At 33.3% G+C, this 22,039-nt stretch carries 20 protein-coding genes and 1 other annotated feature; all 20 genes read right to left on the bottom strand.

What is annotated here, in order from left to right; genetic code table 11:
• Positions 1-13 precede the first annotated feature (13 nt).
• Positions 14-1,333, bottom strand: coding sequence for a glycoside hydrolase family 1 protein (locus tag NDM98_RS19700; protein ID WP_251611241.1), 1,320 nt, complete (start codon positions 1,331-1,333; stop codon positions 14-16).
• A gap of 68 nt (positions 1,334-1,401) precedes the next feature.
• Entirely contained in the window at positions 1,402-2,322 is a 921-nt protein-coding gene (locus tag NDM98_RS19695) for a DUF4982 domain-containing protein (protein ID WP_251611240.1), read from the bottom strand.
• 81 nt (positions 2,323-2,403) lie between these two features.
• Complete coding sequence (locus tag NDM98_RS19690) at positions 2,404-4,062, bottom strand: glycoside hydrolase family 2 protein (RefSeq protein WP_251611239.1); 1,659 nt, start codon at positions 4,060-4,062, stop codon at positions 2,404-2,406.
• Between the two features lie 631 nt (positions 4,063-4,693).
• Positions 4,694-5,008 carry a family 1 glycosylhydrolase gene (locus tag NDM98_RS19685; RefSeq protein ID WP_251611237.1) on the bottom strand — a complete coding sequence of 105 codons (315 nt, stop codon included), beginning with the start codon at positions 5,006-5,008 and terminating at the stop codon, positions 4,694-4,696.
• A gap of 61 nt (positions 5,009-5,069) precedes the next feature.
• The gene (locus NDM98_RS19680) at positions 5,070-5,747 is read right to left on the bottom strand and encodes an adenine nucleotide alpha hydrolase family protein (RefSeq protein ID WP_251611235.1); all 678 of its coding nucleotides are present in this window, start codon (positions 5,745-5,747) and stop codon (positions 5,070-5,072) included.
• 78 nt (positions 5,748-5,825) lie between these two features.
• A complete protein-coding gene (gene tyrS / locus NDM98_RS19675; protein ID WP_251611233.1) occupies positions 5,826-7,040 on the bottom strand; it encodes a tyrosine--tRNA ligase in 1,215 nt (404 codons plus the stop codon).
• A 67-nt stretch (positions 7,041-7,107) separates the two neighbouring features.
• Positions 7,108-7,350 (bottom strand) — a binding site (T-box leader).
• Between the two features lie 19 nt (positions 7,351-7,369).
• Positions 7,370-7,681 (bottom strand): DMT family transporter, encoded by a 312-nt coding sequence (locus NDM98_RS19670; protein WP_251611232.1) that lies wholly within the window; start codon positions 7,679-7,681, stop codon positions 7,370-7,372.
• 2 nt (positions 7,682-7,683) lie between these two features.
• Positions 7,684-8,034 (bottom strand): DMT family transporter, encoded by a 351-nt coding sequence (locus NDM98_RS19665; RefSeq protein ID WP_251611395.1) that lies wholly within the window; start codon positions 8,032-8,034, stop codon positions 7,684-7,686.
• A 147-nt stretch (positions 8,035-8,181) separates the two neighbouring features.
• Positions 8,182-8,724 carry a TetR/AcrR family transcriptional regulator gene (locus tag NDM98_RS19660; protein ID WP_308807783.1) on the bottom strand — a complete coding sequence of 181 codons (543 nt, stop codon included), beginning with the start codon at positions 8,722-8,724 and terminating at the stop codon, positions 8,182-8,184.
• A 446-nt stretch (positions 8,725-9,170) separates the two neighbouring features.
• Complete coding sequence (locus NDM98_RS19655) at positions 9,171-10,598, bottom strand: glycoside hydrolase family 1 protein (RefSeq protein WP_251611229.1); 1,428 nt, start codon at positions 10,596-10,598, stop codon at positions 9,171-9,173.
• A 24-nt stretch (positions 10,599-10,622) separates the two neighbouring features.
• Positions 10,623-12,485: a beta-glucoside-specific PTS transporter subunit IIABC gene (locus NDM98_RS19650; RefSeq protein WP_251611228.1), complete on the bottom strand. Its 1,863-nt coding sequence runs from the start codon at positions 12,483-12,485 to the stop codon at positions 10,623-10,625.
• A 224-nt stretch (positions 12,486-12,709) separates the two neighbouring features.
• Positions 12,710-15,100, bottom strand: a complete 2,391-nt coding sequence (locus NDM98_RS19645) for a GH39 family glycosyl hydrolase (protein ID WP_251611227.1) — start codon at positions 15,098-15,100, stop codon at positions 12,710-12,712.
• 462 nt (positions 15,101-15,562) lie between these two features.
• Positions 15,563-16,198 (bottom strand): pentapeptide repeat-containing protein, encoded by a 636-nt coding sequence (locus NDM98_RS19640; RefSeq protein ID WP_251611226.1) that lies wholly within the window; start codon positions 16,196-16,198, stop codon positions 15,563-15,565.
• 88 nt (positions 16,199-16,286) lie between these two features.
• Entirely contained in the window at positions 16,287-16,709 is a 423-nt protein-coding gene (locus tag NDM98_RS19635) for a MarR family winged helix-turn-helix transcriptional regulator (RefSeq protein ID WP_251611225.1), read from the bottom strand.
• Positions 16,710-17,157: 448 nt separating this feature from the next.
• Complete coding sequence (locus tag NDM98_RS19630; RefSeq protein WP_251611224.1) at positions 17,158-17,547, bottom strand: hypothetical protein; 390 nt, start codon at positions 17,545-17,547, stop codon at positions 17,158-17,160.
• 108 nt (positions 17,548-17,655) lie between these two features.
• Positions 17,656-18,285, bottom strand: a complete 630-nt coding sequence (locus tag NDM98_RS19625; protein WP_251611222.1) for a flavin-containing monooxygenase — start codon at positions 18,283-18,285, stop codon at positions 17,656-17,658.
• A gap of 443 nt (positions 18,286-18,728) precedes the next feature.
• Positions 18,729-19,133, bottom strand: a complete 405-nt coding sequence (locus tag NDM98_RS19620) for an NUDIX hydrolase (protein WP_251611221.1) — start codon at positions 19,131-19,133, stop codon at positions 18,729-18,731.
• A 213-nt stretch (positions 19,134-19,346) separates the two neighbouring features.
• The gene (locus tag NDM98_RS19615) at positions 19,347-19,616 is read right to left on the bottom strand and encodes a hypothetical protein (protein ID WP_251611219.1); all 270 of its coding nucleotides are present in this window, start codon (positions 19,614-19,616) and stop codon (positions 19,347-19,349) included.
• Between the two features lie 86 nt (positions 19,617-19,702).
• Positions 19,703-20,656 (bottom strand): hypothetical protein, encoded by a 954-nt coding sequence (locus NDM98_RS19610; RefSeq protein WP_251611217.1) that lies wholly within the window; start codon positions 20,654-20,656, stop codon positions 19,703-19,705.
• A gap of 813 nt (positions 20,657-21,469) precedes the next feature.
• Entirely contained in the window at positions 21,470-22,009 is a 540-nt protein-coding gene (locus tag NDM98_RS19605) for a nucleoside/nucleotide kinase family protein (protein WP_251611216.1), read from the bottom strand.
• Positions 22,010-22,039 lie beyond the last annotated feature (30 nt).

Genomic DNA, 22,039 nt, shown 5'->3' with positions numbered 1-22,039 from the left:
ACTAATCCACATCCTATTTTAGACTACTTGAATCTTTCTTAATAACGGATTTTATATGACTCCCCAAAAATGTCAAACTCTCTTTAGGATACCTTGTTTGGGTTTCTCGATCCACGGCGATTAATCCAAACGTCTGTTCATAACCCAATTGCCATTCGAAATTATCAAGTAAAGACCAATAGGTGTATCCGATAACTGGGATCCCTTCATCCATACAATCCTGAACACCTTTTAATGCTCTTTCTATAAATTCAACTCTTTCTTTGTCATTGTCAGTCGAGACCCCATTCTCCGTAATGATGATTGGCTTTTGCCAATGCTTAACTACAAAACGAAGTACATTACCAAGAGCCTCAGGGTAATACTCGTACCCCATCTTAGTTAACCTTGTTGTATCATCTGAAGCGATTACACCATCTGGTCCATGAATTTTTCTTGAGTAGTTCTGCACGCCTAAAAAGTCGTCTTCTTGAATAGCGGGCAAATAACAGAGAAAATCTTCATATTGTTCCTTTTTAACGGATTCTTCACCGCCTGGTAACGTTTGGTGGTCATAAAGTGAGAATGTGATACCGACTTTTATATGTGGAGCTGTCTCTTTTATAATAGCTCTCGCTTGTTGATGACAGTCCATGATAATCTTCTCACCTTGTTCTGACCTTGGCATTAAATAGGTATAGATGGCACTAGGGTCCATATCGAAAGCCTTACCAAGTTCTTGATAATAGCTCTTCATTTTAGTTTTCATGTCCATATTTAATCCAACTTGAACACTGCCATCAGATTTCTCGTTTGAAGACGAATTTAGTTTTTGTTCCATTCTCTTCATGATTTTTTTTATTTGTTTTCCCATGTTGGCTTCATTAATAGTACATATATAAGGGATAAGTTCTCCTAGTTCTAAAACAATGTGACGGGTGTACCGCTCGAAATACTGAACGGTCTGTTCGCTTTCCCATCCGCCTTCTGAAATCAACCACTTAGGTGAAGAGAAATGATGTAACGTTACAATCGGTGTAACGTTGTGTTCATGACAATATTGTAGAACTTCTCTATAATGTTCGACTTCTTCTTGATTAAAAAAACCTTTTTTAGGTTCAATTCGAGCCCACTCAATAGAAAATCTGTACGTATTACCTCCGGCTTTTGCAAGTAGTAAAATGTCTTCTTTAAAGCGGTTATAATGATCAACAGCTTCTAAAGAGGGTTCTTTATACATTGAATTCGGGACATGTTCCATCGTCCAGAAATCACTATTGTTATTATTACCTTCAACTTGGTGGGCAGCGGTGGCTGCCCCCATCATAAATTCACGCGGAAATTCTTTTAACATATATCCTCACTCCTCATAAATAGTGTATTAGCACTGCTTTTACTCAAAATTTAGGTGAGCAAGAGTACTTATTGTACGTTTTTTAATTCAGCCTCTATCAGTTTCAATTTGTCCTTTGGAAGAATCGTTTCCGGAGTAAACTGGATAAGTTGGTTAAAACTTATTCTCTTAGCTCTTTCAAGTAAAGGATTAGAAAGAAATTCAGGTAAATGCTTTTGAATAATTTCTTTTGTGACAGGATTCTCTACTAACTCTCCAACAGTCATATCAAAACCATAGATCGTCAGCTTTTCTTCAATGATAAATTCCTTATACTTTTTTTCTGTTTCTTTACACGTTACTGTTACACTTTGGCTCTCTATACCTTCTGCTGTGGCAGTGACTGTAAATGTTCCTTCTTTTCCTGTACTCCTTACAATTGCAAGAGACTTACCTTTATATAATCTTCTTTGGTTCTCAACAAATAATTCAGTAGATAATGGATCAGCAGAGCCTACCGCGATAAGTTCACCTTGCCCTTCGACCTGTAAAGTAATGAGATGATCTGCATAGGGGATTTCTCTTCCAGAGCTATCTAATATAGTCATCTTTATATATGATAAATCTCCATAATTTGAAGAGATTTCGTCTCTGTCCGTCTCTAATTTCAAGCTGATCGGGTCATGAGCAGTTTCTAACTGATCTCGACCAACCTCTTCACCCGATTCATAAGCAACTACTTGTAACGTGCCTGGCTCATATACAATGTCAAAAGAAGTCTTATATTTATGATCCCATCCTGCTTCTTTTTTTCCATAAGATCGACCGTTTATGAATAACTCTACTTCTTCTGCATCTGAGTAGATATCAACTCTGGTTTTCTGATTTTCATAGCTCGAAAATGTATAGCTTCTCTCAACAGGTTCCCAGCCCCATGGTTTGAAATAAATGCTTTCTTCATACAATTCAGGGGTAATACTGCCATGTATGGGTGCGTTCGATTTCCCCATACGATGTCACGGTAATAGGACTGAGGGCGTTTTTCCCCACATACGTCAATATCACCAGTATTTGCATAGAACCAAGGGAACTCACCACCTGCTGACATACTCGAAGCCCCAACATTTACTCGTCCAAGTCCAAGCTTCTCCTAAATAGTCAATAGCTGTCCATACAAAGTCTCCTATTACATTAGGATTTTTCTCCGTTTCTTCCCAATTCTCAAAGAGGTTGTGAGGATATGTTTCTGAGCCATAAATGACGCGATCAGGAAAACGAGTTGCATCGTATTTGTATCGCTTAACTTTATAGTTATAGCCCGCCGCATCTACTGGTGCAAAATAATTTTCCGTTGCTTCTCCCCAAATATCATTTTCTGGATCCACGTTGTTTCCTAACATGTTTAAAATGATATTCCCATCTACAATCGTCGTCATATTTGCATATTCTGACATAAGTGAGCATGCTGAAGCCGTTACTGCACGGCTAGAATCTAACTCTCTCACTTTATCTGCTAACCGTTGACTCCATTCATATCCATTAGAAGAGCCATTTCTTTCTTCCACTTCATTACCTGTAGACCACATAATAATGGAAGGATGATTAAAATCTCTATTTACAAATGATTCTAAATCCTCTTCCCAATATTTCTCAAAGAATAGATGATAATCAAAACTTTTTCTACCCGCTACCCAAGAATCAAAAGCTTCATTAATTACTAACATACCTAATTTATCGCACGCATCTAATAAAGCTGGTGCATGGGGATTATGAGCTAATCTAATGGCATTAAAACCAGATGCTTTTAATAGTTCAACACGGCGTTCTTCAGCCCGATCATAACTTGCACTTCCAAGTGGGCCGTGATCGTGATGAATACATCCGCCTTTTAATTTAAGGCTCTTTCCGTTTAGTTTAAATCCGTCTTTAGCATCAAAAGAAATTTCACGTATCCCAGTAGTTGTTGAGTGAATCTCATCATCTACTCCGTTACGGATCACACGTGCTTGAATCGTATAGAGGTAAGGTTGCTCAAGTTCCCAATAGGTAAATGACGATAATTCGAAATCGGTTGTTACCACTAGCTTATTGTTACTGTTTAGTACGATATCTTTTGTTTCTTCTGCTATCACTTCATCTTCTTGTGAGAGAACACTTATGATTACCGATGCTTTTTCGTTTGAATGGAGGTTATTTGTAACAGTTGTATTCACTTGTAGGTGAGCTATATGATCTTCAAAGGATGTTACGTGAGCCTTACAATCCCAAGGCTTTACATGTACTTGTTCTCCTACGTGGAGCCACACATGCCGATAAATACCAGTCCCTGCATACCACCTGGAGCTTGGTTTGTGAGTATTTTCAACATGAACAAGAATGACGTTCTTTTCTCCTATAAGAAGATGATCAGACGCATCTACTAAGAAACTTGTATAACCATTTACGTGTTTTGCCACGACATTATTATTAATGATAATTGAACAAATACCCATAATTCCTTCAAACTCTAGAGTAAATGTTTTGTTTTTCATCTCTTTTTCAATGATCAATTCTTTTTTGTAATACAAACTGGCACCAGATGTGAATCCCTCTTCAAAACCAGAAGGGTTCTCTTTTTTTCGCTCTTTTTCAAGTGAAATATCATGCGGCAAATTCACTGGTTTCCAGTCCCGGCTCATTTGGATTAACGTTGAATTACCAATTGCGCTTTCTAAATATCCCCATTCTCTATCCAATAACCATTTATCCAATTTATATCTCTCCAATCCTTTTACTTATTAAAATTTATCCGATCTGTTTTTTGTGAAGCGCTTTCATTATTATGATACTCTTTAAAAATATTGTTGTATGGTAATTTGAATTTATTTTATGTACTATTTGTATCTAAAAATATAATTAGAGTTGTAAAATATCTTGATGATGCTTAAGTGATCATTTCATATCCTAGATTAATTCGAGCGATCGTAATGGATGCACGTTCTTAATTTCCTCTGCTTTTGAAGTCATATGAAGTCCTTATAAGACAATACTTTTAATGTAACTTGTTTTTGTAATTTCGTATAATAGTTAAAAAGAAAAAAGGCTATATCTCAACCTTTTTCAATAAAAAAAAAATTTAAGTTGCTTTAAAATTAAGTATAGGATCTTATATAAAGATTGGGCAGTGAAAGAAATAAGAATTAATTTAGTTTACGATGTGTCAGATTTCCCTCACCAACTTCTCTGGCGCAATTCCCATCGCTTATCTATCTGAAATAGGTACCTTACAATAACTTATAATAAATGAAAAAAAGTATCAAAGTCCTAATAACTTTGATACTTTTCATATCAGCTAGAAACAGAAATGATTTTTAGCTCAATTGAATCCCAAATTGTTCTCGTCTAAATTTCTCCTCCATTTGAATCAATCACAATTCTATACCAATAGAAGAATTTCTTCTTAATTCTTTTCAATGTTCCTTCGCCAAGATCATCTTTATCTACATAAATAAAACCGTATCTTTTTTGCATTGTGCCACATGACAAACTAACTAAGTCTAAAGCGCTCCAAGGTGTATAAGCAATCACCTCTACACCATCTTCAAGTAATTCTGAAATTTTTTTAATATGTTTCTGAAGATAATCGATGCGATAGTCATCATTAATTTCGCTATTCTCAACTACATCAGCCGTACCCATTCCATTCTCTACAATCACGTCATTTCACCAAATTCGGACGCTTCTTTTAAATTTAAAAAGATACACCGTTGACCACCATTTACGAAGACAAATAATCCTTTAACTGATAACAAGATTTATAAGCTTTATTATCTACTACTTCATAATGTGTTAAGTCTTGGTCATCTAAGCTAACAAAAATCCCCGTATTTAAATCTGTTGCTATTTGTTTGAAAAAGATACCTTCTATACTGTTTTTTTTATTACCTTCAGAAAATGTCAGTGCATATTCTTTGTGTGATGTTTTAAATAAATAGCCATGAACAGCGGTATCGTATTCGGTATTCTCTAGTTCAGTTTTTTCTACAGTCACAAAATGTAAATCAACGGAAGGTACCGTTCTTAATAGGAAATTTGATTTTGAACCGTGTATAATTTCCTCCCATCTACTCATTACATCTTTTGCTAAGACAATTTGAGAAATATCTAAGATCATACATATTTTTGTTAGTTCATGAACAAAATCGTTGTCTGTCTGAAAAAACCTAACAAATAAATCTTCTACTTCATACGTATTAAAGGCTTTTTTACATTCAGATAATACATAATAGAAATCAAGATCCAATTCCAATTTATTTCCTTTATTAGCTATCAGCAGAACAGAGTACTTGGAATTCATTTGTTTTGCTAAGTTCACACCTTTTTTTATTAAATCAATACTATAGGTGTCAAAATCAATTAGAATTAATACATGTTCTCTTACACTAATTACGTTCATCTAATTTTACCTCAATCTAAAAGTTTTTAAGATAATACTAAGGCAAATAGAAACTGTTCTTGCCTTAGTAAGTAGGGTTTACTTTTCAAATCTTATAAATCGTTTTTTACCAATCTGTAAAACATCGTTGTTCATAATAACACGATCTAAATCATCTTCGGTTAGCTTTGAGCTATTAAAAGAAACTCCCTCTTGTTTGACTAATCGTAAAAATTCGCTTTTACTTTTAACAAACTGATTCTTGATTAACAATGGAATAATATCTGCAATCTTTTCTTGCCCAATCTCAACTAAGATAGTAGGAATATTCGATGGTATTAGCTTTTTTTGAAATGCAGTTTGAAAGTATTGTTTTGCTTCATCCATTTTCTTTTCTCCACAATATAGAGCGGTAATGATCTCTGCTAATTCAAGTTTAATATCACGAGGATTCTCGCCTAGAGCTATCCTGTTTTGTATTTTTTCGATTTCTTTTGGGTGTTCATCCGTTGCTAATTCAAAATATTTAACAATAAGCTTATCAGGAACTTCCATCACTTTCTTAAACATCACTTCTGCTTCTTCATTAACACCAATATAATTCTTAAGACTCTTACTCATTTTTTCAACACCATCTAAACCCTCTAGTAAAGGCATAAAGATCGCAATTTGTTTTTCAAGTCCTAATTGATTTTGAAGAGTGCGCCCCATTAGAACATTAAATGTTTGATCTGTACCACCTAGCTCTATATCTGCTTTTAATTCTACAGAATCATGAGCTTGTATTAACGGGTAGAAAAACTCTTGAATCCCTATTGAAATGTTATTCTTATAGCGTTTTTGAAAATCATCTCTTTCTAACATTCTTGTTACAGAAGACGTTGCAGCTAACTTCATAACATCTTCAAAAGTCATTTTTGACAACCACTCACTATTAAATCGAACAGTTGTTTTTTCTTGGTCTAATACTTTAAAGATCTGTTCATAGTACGTCTTTGCATTTTCTTTTACTTTTTCATCACTTAAAGCAGAACGACCCTTAGCTTTTCCTGTAGGATCTCCAATACGTCCTGTGAAGTCACCAATCAAAATAATCGCATGATGCCCTAAATCTTGCATTTGCTTTATTTTACGAAGAACAACCGCGTGTCCTAAGTGAATGTCAGGAGCAGACGGATCAAGACCTAATTTGATAATTAAAGGTTGTTGCTCATTATGTGAACGATTGAGCTTTTTTAGTAATTCTCCTTCATCAATAATCGAGTGCGTTCCTTTTTTAATCATTTCTAATTGTTCTTTCGGTTCTTTAAACATTAAAACCTCTCCATTCATCTTTATGAATTCCCTAAAGTATTAAAAAAACGCCCAATAGAGATTATCTCTAAAGGACGTGTAATTTCACGTGTTACCACCTTTGTTCAAAAGTTACTCACATAACTTTCCTCAACAAGTATAGCCGAAGCGATACTCTGCAATGATTACGGGTGCAACTCCGGTTTAACCTACTATTAGTTCGGTCCACAGCTCCAAGATGTATTCACTATAAGAACACTTGCGCCTCTCACCTTCCGGCTACTCTCTGTCAGCATTCGTTATAGTTACTTGTTCTCTTCAACGCTTTTATCTTTATACTCATTCATTTTTTAGACAATAACTTTTAACCCTACAGCAGAAAATAAAATTAATGCGATGCAGAATAGTCTCTTCCAATCACTTGATTCATTAAAAATAATCATTCCCAATAATGCAGATCCTACTGTTCCAATACCTGTCCATGTAGCATAAGCCATTCCCATAGGGATTTCATTCATTGCATATGATAATAAAAAGAAACTTAACCCAAAACTTAAGACCATATAGTAAAGTGCATTTTTTTTATTTTCCCCCAATCTCTTAACATTCAAGACACCAACTACTTCAAGACACCCTGCTATTAACAACGCTATCCATGACATGATTAAATTCCTTCCTTTACGTTCACCTTGGAATTTTTAGAACTACTTATCATCTTCAATCCCATGACTCCACTTAGGAGTATTACAATAAGAAGGATTTTATAAAGATTAAACGGTTCTCCAAAAACAATCATTTCCACAATGACAGTTCCAGCTGTACCGATTCCTGCAAATACAGCATACAAAGTTCCTATAGGTAATGTTTTTGAAGCGTAAGTTAACAAACAAAAGCTAGTAATAATCACTAATATCGTTAGTCCCCAAAGAACATAATTGTCCGCATGCTTTAACCCAGATACCCAAAAAATTTCTAAAAAACCTGCTAAAAAAACAAATAACCAATTTCGATTCATCATTACGCCCTTCTCAACAAGCAAGTATAGTTAACTTTTCACCCTTACGAACATTCGTAAGGCAAAAATCATGTAATCATGCTTTGATAAAAATTATTTTTAATTACCTTGCTGTTATTAACAATCAAAATTTGAATAACTTAATTCTTATTTGACCATCGATATTCCTTGCCAATAGACTTCCCACGAAACACGTAGCCTAGTTTCAAATTTACTACTGTTTGTATAAATCAATTCAACTAAGATTCCGTCTAAAAAGTTTAAGAACGAAATCGTTCCTTCTTCAGCCGTAACACGGATATGTTCTGCTTTTGAAAAAGCTTCTTTTACATTGCGTTCTAATTCCTGGTTATATTTTTCAAATTGTTCCATTGCCGTATCCCGTAAATGATATGGTGGCATAAATGCCATACGTAATAAAAACTTGATATTTTTATCATCTTCAAGCAAATATCTTTCTTTGTACCTTACTAATAATTTAAATAAGACCTCTTGCAGTTCGACCTGTGAACGACTTTCAAAAAAATGATTAACAAAGGATATCTCCTTATTAACTGCATCATTCATCACTTGAAGAAAAATGTCTTCTTTATTTTTAAAATGTGAATAGATAGACTGCTTTTTAATACCTATTTCTTCTACAATGTCATCTAAAGACGTTTCTTCATATCCTTTATTCACAAACTGCACTATAGCACTTTTTTTATTTCATTAGCCTTCATGTAACACTCTCCCTTACGAACGTTCGTAAGTAATACTATATTTATTTATTAACTTTGTCAACACAATACATTTTTTATTTTGAGTAATAGGCGTTTATAAAATATAAAAAAGTACTAGAGCTGTTAAAGCCTTAGTACTACTGGTATGCGGACCGGAGGAGTCGAACCTCCACGAGTTTAACCTTACTAAGCCTCAATACAGTGGAAACGTGTTATCTCCTTAAAAAACACACACCACTTGCAATCAATTGCGCTCATTTCATATAATATCATTCATTACTACCTGATATAGGTACGCTACGATGACCTTTAATAAATGAAAAAAGCATCAAAGCTATAATAACCTTGACACTTTTCACATCTGTTAGAAATAGAAATGATTTTTAGACAAAGTGAATCTAAAACAGTTTTTGCCTAGATTTCTTCTCCGTTTGTATCAATCACATTTCTATACCAATAGAAGGATTTCTTCTTAATTCTTTTCAAAGTTCCTTCGCCATGATCGTCTTTATCTACATATATAAACCCGTATCTTTTCTTCATAGTGCCACCTGAAAGACTAACTAAGTCTAAAGCACTCCATGGTGTATAAGCAATCACTTCTACGCCATCTTCAAGCGATTCTGAAATCTGTTTAATATGTTTTTGAAGATAATCGATACGGTAATCATCATTAATTTCGCCATTCTCAACTACATCAGCAGTACCCATTCCATTTTCTACAATCATTATTGGAAGTTGATATCTATCATATACGTTATTCAGAACCCATCTTAAGCCTAATGGATCAATTTGCCATCCCCACTCTGTAGCTTCTAAGTAGGGATTTTTCATTCCATATACAAGATTACCAGCTGTTTTTTCTTGGGTTTCATCTGTCCCAATGCAGTTTGTCATATAATAGCTTAATGAGTAGAAATCAACGGTTCCTTTTTTGAGAATTTCATTATCCTCAGGTAACATCTCAATTTTAATGTTATTGTCTTTAAAATAACGTTTAGCAAATCGAGGATATGCCCCTCTAACTTGTACATCTCCACTTAGCATATTCTTAATTTGATCTTCTTTTTGAGCCATTAATATATCTTCTGGTCTGCACGTTAGTGGGTAATTACACATATAAGCAATCATACAACCAATTTTATTATCTTTATCAATCTTATGACCTAGTTGTACAGCTAATGCACTTGCCACGAATTGATTATGCAAGGCTTGAAATCTAAGTTGATCTGTATTATCTTCTGATTTCAAATCCATATTCACGGTTCCTGCTGTTAATATACTAAACGGTACCAATAAACAATTAATCTCATTAAAAGTAATCCAGTTCCTTACTTTTCCTTTGTAGCGAGTAAATAGTGTCTCACAATACTTTACGTAAAAATCAATCATTTTGCGATTTGGCCAACCTCCAAACTCATTGGCTAAATTGAGCGGTGCATCATAGTGAAGGATCGTGACAATCGGTTCTATATTGTATTTAGCTAACTCATCAAATACATCGTCATAGAATTTCAGACCTTCTTCATTCGCAGTATGCTCAGTTCCATTAGGGAAAATACGAGTCCATGCGATAGACATTCTATAGGCTTTTAGCCCAAGCTCTGAAAACATTCGAATATCTTCTTTAAAATTATGATAAAAGTCAACGCCTACGTGACTAGGGTAAAAAACATCAGGCATAACTTCTTTCGTTTGGTTTCTAAACACACTACCATTAATGCTCCCGCCTAGTATGTCCATTACGCTTGCACCTTTGCCACCTTCATTCCAACCGCCTTCTATTTGGGCGGAAGATGTTGCAGCTCCCCATAAAAAGTTCTCAGGAAAATTCTTCTCCATCTTTCTATCTCCTATCCGTACTCATTATTTTATAATCGCTTCTCCAAAATCAATTTCTCCATTTTCAATCGTTAAATCACTATATTTATCTGAGTTTAGAATAACGATAGAAGTTGTTGTATCGTAACCAAGCTGCTGAATCTCTTTTAGATTAAAATCTAATAAGACGTCTCCCTTTTTCACATGGTTGCCCACTTCAACTCGAGTTTGAAAATGCTCACCTTTAAGTTCAACAGTATCAATTCCAACGTGGATAAGTAGCTCCATACCACTTTCGCTAACTAATCCTACGGCATGTTTTGTGTTACTAACCACCTGAACAGTTCCTTCAAAAGGAGCCACAACTTTGCCTTCTGACGGCATAATGGCAACACCTTTACCCATAGCACCAGAAGAAAATGTCTCGTCTTTTACCTTTTCTAAAGGAAGTGCTTCTCCTTTTAGCGGACTATATACTTTTACTTCGGACTCATGTGAATGATCAGTGGTATCTTCTGACTTTTCTGAGTTATTATCATCAGTAGGATCTTTAAAGCCCATAATCCAAACCAAAATAAAAGTTAAAATAAACGCAGTTAGCATAGCTACGATAGCCCAAACAAGCGAGATGAAGCCTTCAGGACCAATGAAAATTGGTATAGTTAGGACACTCGGACTTACGAATGAATAAGCTGTTACTCCTGCTAAACCTGCTACTACCCCAGCTAAAGCAGACCCAATCAGTACAGCAATAAAAGGACGTTTTAGTCTAAGATTGACTCCGTACAAAGCTGGTTCTGTGATTCCAAATAATGCCGAAACCCCAGCAGAAAGTCCGGTACCACGCATCGCGAGATTTTTTGTTCTCATCGCTACAGAGAAAGCTGCTCCCGCTTGAGCAATATTAACTAACAACCCACTAACAAGTAAAATTGGATCGTAACCATTCGTTGCAAACATCGTTATAATTAATGGGATCATCGCATTATGTGTTCCTGTAATAACCAGAAAAGGAAATATAAGAGCGTTGATACTTACTGCAATCCATCCCCATGTGTTCATAACTTCTACAAATTGGCTAAAGTAGTCACCTAAAATAGCTCCCATAGGACCAAATAGAATTAACATAACAGGTGCTACAATTAAAATAGTGATCATAGGTCTTAAAAATACTTTTAACATAGTAGGACTAACACGATTAGCAATCGGATCTACGTATGACATCAACCATATTGCCAAGATAACTGGTATCGCTTGTGCACTATAATTAAATAAATATAAAGGTATTTCTAAGAAACTAGTAAATGTAGCTCCTTCAGCTGATAAAGCTGCTAAATTTGGATGAAGTAGAATAGCTGCCATAACCATTGCCGTAAAATGATCTACATTAAATTTCTTTGCTGCTGTATAAGCTATGAAAAATGGCAAGAAATAAAATACACCATCTCCGAGAATAGCTAGTATACTGATAGTTGGGCTATCTTCTTTAAATAAACCCGTAGTTAATAGAATTGTAATTAATACCTTAATCATCCCTGAACCAGCTATTACAGGAATAATTGGTGCAAAACAACTAATAAGAACGTCTACAATACGGCTAAATATATTTTTCTTTTTTTGATTACCCTCACCTGTTTTTTGACTAGATGAAGTACTAGAACTCCCCTTATATATTTTCTCGAATTCTTTATAAACATTTTCCACTGCTGGGCCAATAATAATTTGATATTGACCTCCACTATTCGTTGTACCGCTTACATTTTCCATATTTTTTATGGCTGCATCATTTACTTTTGTCTTATCTTTTATAGAGAGTCTCAGCCTTGTTACACAATGAGTAGCCGATTCAACATTATTACTTCCACCCAAATTCTTGAGGATGTCTTGTGCTAATTTTTTATGCTCCATATTTTCTCCCCCACTTAGTACATATAATGATTACAACCTCATGATAGCGCTTTTATTTACTAGTAAATACTCTTTTTTAATCATAATTTACATTGAATTATTACTCTATTTCATCACAAATTTAGCTTACAACAATAATTCATAATAAATTCTTGTTTAATAAACCAAGAAAAACCTTCAGAGGAAATCTATGTACCCTGAAGGCTGAATCTACTCAGACAGTATTAGTACTGATAAGAAATTCTTACACTTTGAAATTCGTTTCTACCAATCGTTGTTTTAAGATCTAGTATTCCATTTTCGACTTTTATTTGTTTAATTTTAATTCTTGGCACTGTTATGTTTTTCAAGTACTGAATTTCACTATTACTAATATCTGCACCTAAATTCATATTAGTCCATTCTTTTTGCAAGTTTCCTGATTCTTCATTAATCGATTGAATTTTAACCTTATATATTCCATTCTTCACATTACTAATTTTATAACTATAGACTTTTTTCTCTTCTTCTTCAAAGATATCATCATACATTTTCAGATTATCCATTGTGTATTGATCCATAAAGTACTTGTAGTTAAGATGACCACAGTTATGGCAGACAATAAAATAATTATCAGAACCATCTGTTGTAACTAAACTGTTATTATTCCTACCAAGAAAGTATGTACCTCTTCCAATATTAAGAAAGGCATATGCATGGTAAGACGGCTTTTTTAAGTTTTGCTTACTTAGAAGCCCTGGACTTCCATATAAAAGTTGTGGTGTGTTTGAACTGGGTGATATAGAGTCCAATGCATACCAATAACCCATTGCATCAACAAGATCATAACAATCTATTATATTTTTTATTACGTAGGCTCCTTTATAACAACTGTCATTAAGAATGGTGTGATGAGATGGTGTGAAGTTCCAAATAGGGATCTGAATTTCTTCAATTAATAGCTCTTCATCTTTTAATATACTTTTGGCTATTAATACTTGATTTCTAATATACTGCCCATCGAGAAGTTTTCTAATATCCTTATCATTAGAAAATTCATGGGAAGCTTCTGGATTTGAATGAAAGCTTAGAAAATCTGGTTTTTGTTGTTGGCTAAACCAACTTTTCAAAAACATTCTGAGTTCATCGTTTTTAAAATTAATAGGAAGCCCGGATCCCCCTATTTTAAAATGATTTGAAAATTGATTTAGAATTTTTTTTATGCTGCTAAAGAAATAAAAGTAGTCATCACTCTGACCATATTCATTTTCAGACCCATTCGTAATTTCAAAACACCAATTTTCTACTTGTGAAAGTCCATATCGATTAGCAATGTGAGAGATAAACGCTTGGAAAACAGAAAGAAAATCATCTATCGTTTTTTGTTCATTATGATGATCAGTTAACCTCAAAAATTGCGTATCCACCTCAGCGTTTATAACAATATAAGGCTTAATATTTACATTCATAAGGAAATCAAAAATTCTTTCTATATTAAAAAAGTTGATTTCATCCAATCTCCCTGACTTAACAAGCTTCATTTCTTTCGAAAACACACCCCATACTCTTCCGTACTCAAAATCAAGGTCTTTCTTGATCTGAGTGATTTGTTCTTCTGAGTTATAATTCATTAATCTAGATGCTTCACTTAAATTAACTGTCTTACGCCAGTATCGATTAAATGGTTTCTTATTTTGTAGATTCAGATCCATTTTATATTCTTCTTGATCTATATCAAAATTCATTTGTTTTAATCGATTATCCTCAAGCAACTTTTCAATCTCTTCTGTGAAGCTATCTAGTAATACAGATTCTTGTTCACTTTGAGTCACAGGTTCTCTCAATCTATATTCATGTGGAGTTGTCCCAAATTCGTCTTTAAACCCTTTTATAAAGGAGCTTACATTAGGGAATCCAGTATTCATAGCAATTGAAGTAACAGAATAATTTGTGCTAGAAAGCTCATTAATTGCATGATTTAATCGCACTTTATTTAGATATTTTAAGAAGGTCATTCCAAATACTTCTTTAAAGTATTTAGATACGTATGTTGGTGAGAGATAAAAGTAATCGGCCAGATCTTTTAAACTTAACCCATTATAATAATTCGATTTAATATATTCTTCAATCTCCTTTTTTCGATTCTTATTTTTATGATCTAGAGATAACGATTGATTGTAAGAGACTGAAAAATGTTGAACCAGATATTCTACCAACTGGTAAGATAATTTGTTAAGACTAACATCTTTATAATAACTATTTTCATAAGAGACCCTAAGATAAGAATCAATATAAGATTGAAGAGGGAGATAATTAGGTGTTTTCTCTATCGAAGAATTACATATAAATAAGATCTTTTTCTCATCCATTAACCCTGTAAGCATTTTATAATTTATATGAAAAACCATATATAGTGTTTGCTCTTCTTTTAGAATTAAGGAATGTACTCCATTTGAATTAATGCTAATAATATCATTTTTCTCGAGTACATATTCTTCTTGATCCATATAGACGCTCATTTGTCCTTTTAATATATATATAATTTCTACGTTCTCATGTGAATGATTGGGAATATGACGTTCATTACTAATTTGATGTGTGAGCAACTGATTATGACGTAAAAATAAACTCTTCAAAGTTATCTATACCTCCTTCTTATTTAATAAAAGTCTATAGCTTAAGTTATGTATAACATTTTAGTTGAAATAGAGCTACCTAATCATACATCATAACCATTTTTCATCAATAAAAACGGTGAACTATTATATCTTTATCTCATACAACAAAAAAAGCACCAAAGCTCCGAAAGCCTTGGTACTACTAATATGCGGCCCGGAGGACTCGGACCTCCACGGGTTTAACCCCACTAGGCCCTCAATAGCGAGAAAGGGTATAGTGGGTTACAAACCCTTAGTATAAGTACACTCTTTGTTATGTATTACACGCTTTTGTATGTTCTCTAATTATTATGGAGTAAAACTGGCAGTACATATTGAGGATAAATCCGAATAAAAGTTAAATATTAATAGAAATCATTCGGACTACTTGCACTCATTTGATCCATTTCTTATAAAATCGTATATCTAGCTTATACCTCTTTACTCCTTTATCACTAATCCCAGTAAAGTTGCAAACATCATGGCTTGATGAGTGGAGACTATACACCCTTTTAATTCCTCAGTGGATACAGTTAAAGTCTCAAATTCAGAACGACTTATATCTATTCCTTTTAATGGTGTACGGTCAAAACTTGCCCCATCAATATTGCATTGTTCATACTTTATTTTTGTTAACTTACAATCATAAAAATCTGCATTTTTTAATAAACTACTTTCAAATATGACTTGTTTTAACTTCGAGTGCCCGAACTCACATAATGTCAACACTGAATCCTTAAACGATACATTACCAAAACTTGACTCTACGAATTTAACCCCTAATAATTTGCAATTTTTAAATGTAGCTCTATGTATACTTGCGCCGGTCAGATCAGCATTTGAAAAATCACAGTTTTCAAAATGAACATCGGTAATATTAATATTTGTAAAAACAGTATTTTGAAAGGTGGAGTTCTTAATCATCATATTATTTAGATGAACTCTGTCCATATCTTCAGAATCAAAGGATGATTCGGAAACTAAACAATAACTTAAGTGTGGGTCTTCTTCGTAAAAAATATCTTGAAAGTTCTTTGTCGTTAATTCATTTGAAATTTTAGGTTGATCTATTTTCATATTAACACCTTCTACTTAAGATTTTTGATTATAGTTAGTTAGCTAACTAACTATAATACTAGCATTTTGCATGTTATCCTACTAGACATTAATTTAATGTGCCTTTTATTGTTGCTAAGTATTCAATCAACTTATCTTTCTGTTCTGGTGTTAATGATTGAGATAAGAATGTTTCTGTTTCTTCTCTTAACTGCCATAAACGCTTTTCTTTTTCTTTACCTTTTTCCGTCAAAAAAATAAGCTTTACTCTAGAATCATTCGGACTTTCTTTTCTTATGACTAACTGCTTTTTTTCAAGAATATCAATTAGTTTTGTTAATGAAGATGACTTTATAGATAAACTAGTTTGAATTTCTCTTTGATTTGACCCTTCTGTCGTATAAAGGTGATAAAGAACACGTGCTTGAGAAGTACTTACACCTTCACTCTCAAGTCTTTCATTAATCATTTGTTCCATAGAATGATTAATCTGCTGAATCATGTACGATAGATCACTATTAAAATTTCTCACTTACGCACCTCCCTAATTATCTTATCGTACCATTTAATACTATGGAATCAAACAATTCATATTTGACACTTTAGAATTATACATATCACATATTACTTTCATTGATTTTTATAGTTGAAAAAAGCACCAAAGCTCTAAAAGCCTTGATACTTCTCATTTAAAACTAAATGCGGTTGAGAGGACTCGAACCTCCACGGGTTAAACCCAATAGGCCCTCAATTCCGTGGAAACGTGTTATCACCTGCAAACACGCATACCACTTAAACCCATTTCACATAAAATCATCCATTTTCATAAATCGTGGTGAAGAATTGGTGAATCTAAAAACCCAATAAATTTAAGTATCCATATCCTGATAACAAAATTAAACCATCTATGAAATACGAATATATAAACTACATAATTCTATAACGTTCGGTAATTAAATCTTGATATTTATCCCTGCTTCTTACCCTTCTACTAAAGCGTAATAATAATGTGATTCTCCGTTATCTTCTACAATTAAAACATCATCTCTTTCTTTTGCTTCAAAGATTATACTCTGACTTTTTAAAATGAGTTTTGCAACATAATTAGCATCCTTATCTACACCATAAATCAAAGCAGAACTTCTTCGACTTTGCCAGCTTAGACCTATAAAGTAGAGTCCATTAACCACTGACTCACCGTATGAATGAACAGGCTTTCCTTCTGAATCAACGACTCCATCGATATGAATCCAATCATATCGGTTTCTAAAACCCGTTGCCCATATTATAGAGTTTATCTCTATTGGATGATCTTTTTGAAAATAGCTTTTTCCTCGTTCAATTTTTAATACTCTACTTACCCTCTTCACTTCTTTCTTTACACGTTTATAATCATTACCGATGATAGGGTCTCTTCTCTGTAGGTACTTTCCAATTAATGAATTGGGTTTCGCTTTGGATATGCCAAGTACGTCAAGTCACCAAAATAAACTCTTACCTACTATATGATTAGGAATGTTTTTAATCTTTTTACTACTAGACAGAATGACATCATGGGAATGGCTTAACTCTGCTGCAATTTGTACTCCTGCATTTCCAGCGCCTACAACTAATACCTTTCCCTCTGGGACTTGGTTAGAATTTTTATATTCTGATGAATGAATCATATAAGGAATTGTCTGGTCATGGATGTTAGGAATAAAAGGATCATGAAATGCTCCTGTAGCTACGACTACTTGATTAGTAATATAAGTATTTGAATTAGTTTCTAAACTGAATGTATTATTCTTGTTCTTTGTAACATTTATCACCTTTTCATTGTGTTTAATAGATAAGCCATTTTCCATCACGAACTTTTGCAAATATGAAGCAATCTCGTCTTTACTAGGGAACCCTTTCGGTTCTCCCTCTATATTATATTCGTACAAAGAGCTATAATTCCTTGGTGTAAATAAGGTTAATGAATCATATCTCTTCTCCCACGAAGTACCTGGTTTTTCATTTTCATCAAGTATAATGTAGTTAGTACTTTGTTGATTTAATGCGTAAGCCATTGCTAAGCCTGCTTGACCTCCACCAATTATAATTACTTCATATGTATCTATCATTTTAAACCTCCTTGTAAATAATATTCAAACATATGTTTTAATGTTAAAATGTATGATATGGATGAAAAAGTCAATATCTTAATATTAGGTTTTGATTTTATAATTATAAATAAAAAAGCACCAAAGCTCTAAAAGCCTTGGTACTAATAAGTATGCGGTTGAGAGGAGTCGAACCTCCACGAGTTTAACCTCACTAAGCCCTCAATGCCGTGGAAACGTGTTATCTCCTTCGAACACGCACACTACTTACACTCATTTGCGCCCATTTCATATAAAATCGTCCATTTTCAAATATCATGGTGAAGAATTGGTGAAGCTAAAAACCTCTTTATTTTTAGCACTTATAATCGAATTGTAATTAAATACCATCATTTAATTACGAACAATAATTAATTTGTTCGCCTCTATTTTCACCTATAGTGCCTCTAATATCTTGAAATTAATTAGTGCTTTTTATTACATAGGGTTAGAATTTTTAGAGAAACTTCCTTTGGTCTTACATCAATAGAGGATAAACTTTTTATATTTATCCATAACGGAAAATACTTTCCTCTATCCATATTTTTTTCAGTGTATTCATCACCTGATCCAGTCCCTAATACTCCTGAAACAATTTGAGCTCGAAAAAAGTATTGAGTTCCGTTAAATTCAACTTTAGAAATACACTCTTTAATTTTTACTTTTAAACCCAACTCCTCCAAAGCCTCTCTTTTAGCACTTTCTTCTGGAGTCTCTCTATTTTCAATACCGCCACCAGGAAAAACAAAATAAATTAAGTTTTCCCTTATTCTTTTAATTAGTAATACCTTTTCATCTTCTATAATTATGACTGATCCTCTATCTCTCATAGACAATCTCCTCCCAAAATAATCTCTATACATGTTAGCGAAGACAACCTAAATTAATTTATGATCCTTAGATGTAAAATAATTGGTTCACTATTTTACATTCAACAAATAGTTACTATAACCTGCATTAAAACAAAAAAGCACCAAAGCTCTAAAAGCCTTGGTACTACTAGTATGCGGTTGAGAGGACTCGAACCTCCACACACCTTTTTTCTATTTTGGTTCTATAGTCTCTAACTCACCGACCTTATCGTTATTACTTTTATAAGAAATAAAGTATTCAGAACCAACCTCAATAAGATTAAATACGTTTTCATCTATTTCTAATGTATAGATTTCTCCACCTTGATTTTTTACTTTAGTATAATAATTATCACCATCCTCTAACCTTTCTGTGACTTCCATAAATGCAGCGCCACTTATATCATAGCTACAAGAAGCTAGTATTAAGATAGATATAAATAAAAATACTTTTTTTGACACATTTAATTCCTCCTACTAGAAATTCAACTTCATTTAAAACAAAAGACCTTCCTTACAAGAAAGGTCTTTTGAGCTAATAAAATTTATTAGTTAGGTGATCCTCCAATAGTAAAGTTTGTTCTCCATCTTTCCTCATCACCTGAAAAATTATCAAAATTAATAGACCCTGGACCTATATTCACACCTACAGAACCATTAAAATAAGGATGCGCCCAAGCGGTAACAACACTTTCAGTATCCCCATCGTATCTATCTGGAACTCTGACTTCATAACCAAATTCAGCACCTTGTTCAGAAGCTGTACTTACTTTTATATCTGCATAAGCTCCGTAAACCTCAGGTGTAACACTGATGTTATGTGAGTTATCTCTCATATAATGCCCATCTGCATTAAAAGCTTTAACCCACGCATAAGCTGTTTCAGAATTAGAAATTCCAGTGAGCTTGTTCCCCCATAATAACCCTAACGTATCATATCCATTGTAAAATGAAACTGGGCTATCATACATCCACTGTCCAAAAATTTTGTATTCATGTTCATTACCTTTTTTACCGAAGTATGCAATATTAGTCCCACCATAAAAGCTACCAAAGTTCACTTGACTATTCCAATCTCTCATAATAGAACTTCCCTGATCAACTAAAACTTGTTCATCTGGATTTTCTTCATTATGTAATTTAATATCTCTTTCTCGAATTTTATCTATTTCTTCCTTATTATCTTCTGTTTGTTCATAACTCTTGCCATCTAAACTATGGTAAATTGTTTCTCTCTCGATATCAAGATCGACCGGAACCGAGTCTTTTGTGATTAGTTCTTTGATTACATCATCATGAGCATCTTCAATAAATTCCGAATCAAATCCTTTTTCATTTATAAGATAGTTCCTATCACTACTTTCAGCGCTTGCTAAATCCCCCCCAAAAAATGCAACCATAGTACTTGCAACTAAAACTGACGCCAACTTCTTCATAATAAAATCAAATCCTTCCTTTTTTGGTACAACGTCATTTTTACATTTTAGTTCACAATCTTTCAACCTTAATCCTTGTTTTTGAGAATATAGTTTGTAATATATCTATTTTTTTACACTAAAGCACACGTAAAGGTTCTTTTATACTATTATTCTATTCTGAAAAAAAGAGGAATTAAACACCTTTAATATACAATTAATTACATTAGAATGAAGTATAATAAACTTAGTTCACCTTATAAAATAATTTTAGTTTTAAATTCTAATCGCATTTTTTAACCTTGCTTGTATAAACCTTATCCGTCCAAAAAATATCACAACAAAAAAACTAAAATAGCTAAGGTTTTATTTAATACGAACTATGAACATTTCATGAGTTTTCTTTTTTTATAAGAAATTCTTTTCAGTTTGACTCATATTTTTGAACCGAATGGTAAAGACGTGGTAAATATTGCTCCTTATTATGTATAAAAACAAAAAAGCACCAAAGCTATAAACGCCTTGGTACTACTGTATGCGGTTGAGAGGAGTCGAACCTCCACGAGTTTAACCTCACTAAGCCCTCAATTCCGTGGAAACGTGTTATCTCCTGCAAACACGCACACCACTTGCACTCATTTACACTCACTTCATATAAAAACGTCCATTTTCAAATTTCGTGGTGAAGAATTGGTGAAGCTAAAAAGCCTCTAATTTTCAGTACTCACAATCAATTTGTAACTATATTCCATCAACAAAAAAACGAATAAAAAGCTTTTTTTTATTTGAAATGTTCGACTTTCAATATTAAGATTTTATCTTATTTTCAATATGTCTCATAATACTAAGTTTCACTACCTTCTACGCCTTATGATAAGTCTCCTTTATCTTTACTCTCAGCTATGTACTAGAATTTATAGATTGTAAGATTTTATTAACAGTTTCTAATAAAGGTAACGTACCATCAATAACAATATCAGAATTTGGCTTGATTGTTTTTAGCATCTCAAGATAACCCCTCCTCCCCTGTGCAGTATAATTAGTCATCTCCGACAATATATCATCGACAGATTTATTCTTAAAATCTCTAGTGATTCTTCTTGCCATTGCAATATCTAAAGGGGTATCGATGAACACAGCGATATTAATAAATTTGCTCATGTTTGTGTGTTTATAAGCAAACGGATAATCAAGCACTATATAATCTAGAGATTCGCTAAGTAGTATTTCTAAATCTTTTACTAATGGAGCCAAATTCCACTCCTCATAATTGGCTCCTCTATCTAACCAATTTATAATGTCATCTGGACCTTCAAAATTATAGTTATCAAAATAAAGTGTCTTTACATTTTCTAATTTTTGATTTAACTGTTTAGCTATTGTTGTTTTTCCACCACCAGAAATTGCTGCGACTGCAATAATAACAGGTAATTTTCTCATAACAGTTCACCTCATTAAGATTAGTCAATT

This window comes from Alkalicoccobacillus plakortidis (assembly GCF_023703085.1).
Classification (GTDB): domain Bacteria; phylum Bacillota; class Bacilli; order Bacillales; family Bacillaceae_D; genus Alkalicoccobacillus; species Alkalicoccobacillus plakortidis.
Note: the sequence above shows the minus strand (reverse complement) of the source record. Positions and strands in the feature narration are given on the sequence as shown.

What these genes read in the sequence shown, in the direction of transcription:
- NDM98_RS19670 (WP_251611232.1), bottom strand. Translation starts at nt 7,681, where the DNA reads ATGTCATGGATAGCGTTGTTAATAGCAGGGTGTCTTGAAGTAGTTGGT.
- NDM98_RS19655 (WP_251611229.1), bottom strand. Translation starts at nt 10,598, where the DNA reads ATGGAGAAGAATTTTCCTGAGAACTTTTTATGGGGAGCTGCAACATCT.
- NDM98_RS19700 (WP_251611241.1), bottom strand. Translation starts at nt 1,333, where the DNA reads ATGTTAAAAGAATTTCCGCGTGAATTTATGATGGGGGCAGCCACCGCT.
- NDM98_RS19620 (WP_251611221.1), bottom strand. Translation starts at nt 19,133, where the DNA reads ATGAGAGATAGAGGATCAGTCATAATTATAGAAGATGAAAAGGTATTA.
- NDM98_RS19650 (WP_251611228.1), bottom strand. Translation starts at nt 12,485, where the DNA reads ATGGAGCATAAAAAATTAGCACAAGACATCCTCAAGAATTTGGGTGGA.
- NDM98_RS19605 (WP_251611216.1), bottom strand. Translation starts at nt 22,009, where the DNA reads ATGAGAAAATTACCTGTTATTATTGCAGTCGCAGCAATTTCTGGTGGT.
- NDM98_RS19625 (WP_251611222.1), bottom strand. Translation starts at nt 18,285, where the DNA reads ATGATAGATACATATGAAGTAATTATAATTGGTGGAGGTCAAGCAGGC.
- NDM98_RS19695 (WP_251611240.1), bottom strand. Translation starts at nt 2,322, where the DNA reads ATGGGGAAATCGAACGCACCCATACATGGCAGTATTACCCCTGAATTG.
- NDM98_RS19665 (WP_251611395.1), bottom strand. Translation starts at nt 8,034, where the DNA reads ATGAATCGAAATTGGTTATTTGTTTTTTTAGCAGGTTTTTTAGAAATT.
- tyrS (WP_251611233.1), bottom strand. Translation starts at nt 7,040, where the DNA reads ATGTTTAAAGAACCGAAAGAACAATTAGAAATGATTAAAAAAGGAACG.
- NDM98_RS19680 (WP_251611235.1), bottom strand. Translation starts at nt 5,747, where the DNA reads ATGAACGTAATTAGTGTAAGAGAACATGTATTAATTCTAATTGATTTT.
- NDM98_RS19640 (WP_251611226.1), bottom strand. Translation starts at nt 16,198, where the DNA reads ATGAAAATAGATCAACCTAAAATTTCAAATGAATTAACGACAAAGAAC.